Genomic DNA, 2,467 nt, shown 5'->3' with positions numbered 1-2,467 from the left:
TACAAACAATTAATAATAGGCTAAAAATAGCTTTTAAATATTTAAATTCATAAGAAAATATTTCTTAATCTGCTTTCATCACAACTTTTCAAAAAATCATAGATTTTCTTTCTATAAGTTGATTTATCCTTTTTCCAAGTATTTAGCGTTGGTAATGGAATTGTTGTAATTTTGGCAATTTTAGAATCACTTAAACCTGTATTAGAAGAATTAATAGAATTTGAAAATATTTCTTTTAATTCTTCTTGATTAGTGTTTTTTAAAAAAAGATATATTTTTCCCCTCCAATTGTCTTTTTTTTGTTTCCAGTCTCTAATAGTGAAATAAGGGATATTAGTAATTTGTGAAATTTGGACATCATTGTTCATCAGGCTTGAAACCACTATCTAAAATTATTTTTGTCATTACACCCTTAAGTTTATCAAAATGATTTAAAGCTTGCACATTGCTAACTCTAAGCAATCTTATTTTCCCATCTTTTTTATAAAACACCTGAAAAACTTCATCGCTTTGTTTGCATTTCACCATGTCATCTGAAGTAGGACTATCTATGAATTCATATTTTTCAACAAAATCTTCATTTGAAATATCAAATAAATCTTTTCTATAGCCACTTGGCGAATTTGGATCATAAGAATAAACATTAGTCAATGATTCCTCTGTAGCCTTTTGTAGTTCTTCTTTTGAAATTTTGTTCATCTTAACTCCTAATAATTTTTGTAAAATTATACAACAATATAAGATTATACAATAGTATAACACAAATAAAAATTGTATAAAAGCTAAAATCTAATGAATGTATATTCGGAAAAATATTACAGAAAAAAACCAGCACAACAGAACAAAGAAAAGAAATTTGCAAAGGTATGAGAAAAATAACAGTCAACTTCTTTTTTTTATCAGCAAGCAATTTTATTAATTGATTGTGTTCGGCTTTAATCTTTGCATCTAATAAAAAACCCATAAATAATATCATATGTAAAATCATAAAAATTCTAACAAAAAAAATAAAAAAAGCTTGAATTTCTGTGTAGAGAAATATTTTTAAAATATTAGTCCAAACATTTTCATATACGATTAAAAAACTAAATAATATTGACATAAAAGCCCCATAAGCTTCTATTATTTTCAATTCTTTATTTCTCATACAAACTTTCCTTTTTTAATACAAGTAAATCTTCCATGGTGTTATCTATGATTAGAATTTTATAATCTTGTTCTTCTTTATTTTTTATATCTATCTTCTTATTTACTCTTTTATTTGATTTAATTTTCTTTATTAATTCCAATACAACAGCAAAAACCATCATGATAGCAAATATTACTAAAACATATTTACCAACATTCCAAATCCATTCCATAATTGGATAAGATAGATTAATAGTGTTTCCTTCTTCAATTATCATGCCCACTACAGTCAATAATGATGCTAATAACATAAAAATTGCGCCTAATGGCGGATTAAAAAACAGCACTATTACGCTTATCCAAAGACCAATAAAACCTAAAATTTTAAAAATCAATACAATCATATTATTGTACTCCATTTTTTATACTGTTGTCTAGTGAATTTTCAATATGATCTAGTTTGATATCTTTTTCAATGTTAATTTCTTTTTTAAAATCTAAATTTTTAAGTTTATCAAACAACTTTTGAGCTTGTTGAACCAATCGCTCCTCATTTCTTTCCAAATCTGAGGTATGTAGTTTATTTTTAATTAAAAAATATTCTTTGCAATTCTGATTAAGAATTAAAATTATGCTATTTAATTCTTTTTCAATATAACCTTTGCTAATGTTTCCTAAATTGATTGTATCCATATAAACTATAATATCAATAAGTTTTTCTTTAATATCTTTATATATGGCTCTTAATTTATTATTTTCAATGCTATTTAATTTATCGCTATTCATGTATAATTTCATTTTTACTCCTTTGTATTTATATATATTTAGGTTTATTTGAGTCATCTATAGGGCATCTACTAAACATATTATAGGTGCGTATCCTTTTTGTATTCCATGAGCTTAAATCCTGATTGAATAATTTACAATATTTAAACATATAACTCATATCCCAAACCTTTTTTATATTCCATTTGCGTATATTTTGGTTAAAACTTTCACAATTCCAAAACATTCCACTCATAGTTTCAACTTTTTTAACATCCCACTCAGATATATTTTGATTGAAGTTTGGACAATTCAAAAACATCCAAGCCATATCTCTAACATCACCTACATCCCAAGCTCCAATATCTTCATTAAAAAATTTATTACATTCAAACATACTACGCATGGTTTTTACTTTACCTGTATTCCATTTTTCAATACCTGAAAAATTGGTACGAGTGGATCCAGTAAATAAATAACTCATATCGGTGATCTCGCTTGTATCAATATCACCTAGATAAATACTTTCATCTTTAACTAGAGCTTGAAGCTCTTCTTTGGTTTTAGGCGTGTA

Annotated in this window: 6 protein-coding genes; all 6 read right to left on the bottom strand. The window is 25.5% G+C overall.

Going from position 1 to position 2,467, the window contains the following annotated elements:
- Positions 1-47 precede the first annotated feature (47 nt).
- Positions 48-368, bottom strand: coding sequence for a hypothetical protein (locus CCO88_RS09710; protein ID WP_002821189.1), 321 nt, complete (start codon positions 366-368; stop codon positions 48-50).
- On the bottom strand, positions 358-699 hold the full coding sequence (locus CCO88_RS09705) for a hypothetical protein (RefSeq protein ID WP_002840685.1): 342 nt from the start codon (positions 697-699) through the stop codon (positions 358-360). The genes CCO88_RS09710 and CCO88_RS09705 overlap by 11 nt, the downstream gene beginning before the upstream one ends.
- A 1-nt stretch (position 700) precedes the next feature.
- Positions 701-1,147, bottom strand: coding sequence for a hypothetical protein (locus CCO88_RS09700; RefSeq protein WP_002840683.1), 447 nt, complete (start codon positions 1,145-1,147; stop codon positions 701-703).
- On the bottom strand, positions 1,137-1,532 hold the full coding sequence (locus tag CCO88_RS09695; RefSeq protein WP_002840681.1) for a hypothetical protein: 396 nt from the start codon (positions 1,530-1,532) through the stop codon (positions 1,137-1,139). Before CCO88_RS09695 ends, CCO88_RS09700 begins: the two co-directional genes overlap by 11 nt.
- Before the next feature lies 1 nt (position 1,533).
- The gene (locus CCO88_RS09690) at positions 1,534-1,926 is read right to left on the bottom strand and encodes a hypothetical protein (RefSeq protein WP_002840679.1); all 393 of its coding nucleotides are present in this window, start codon (positions 1,924-1,926) and stop codon (positions 1,534-1,536) included.
- A 16-nt stretch (positions 1,927-1,942) separates the two neighbouring features.
- A partial coding sequence (locus tag CCO88_RS09685) for a BspA family leucine-rich repeat surface protein (protein ID WP_002840678.1) occupies positions 1,943-2,467 on the bottom strand: 525 nt, incomplete at its 5' end.

Origin of the sequence: Campylobacter coli LMG 9860, from assembly GCF_000254135.1 — a bacterium.
Lineage (GTDB): Bacteria > Campylobacterota > Campylobacteria > Campylobacterales > Campylobacteraceae > Campylobacter_D > Campylobacter_D coli.
The sequence above is the reverse complement of the archived record's forward strand: the minus strand, read 5'-3'. Positions and strand labels throughout refer to the sequence as shown.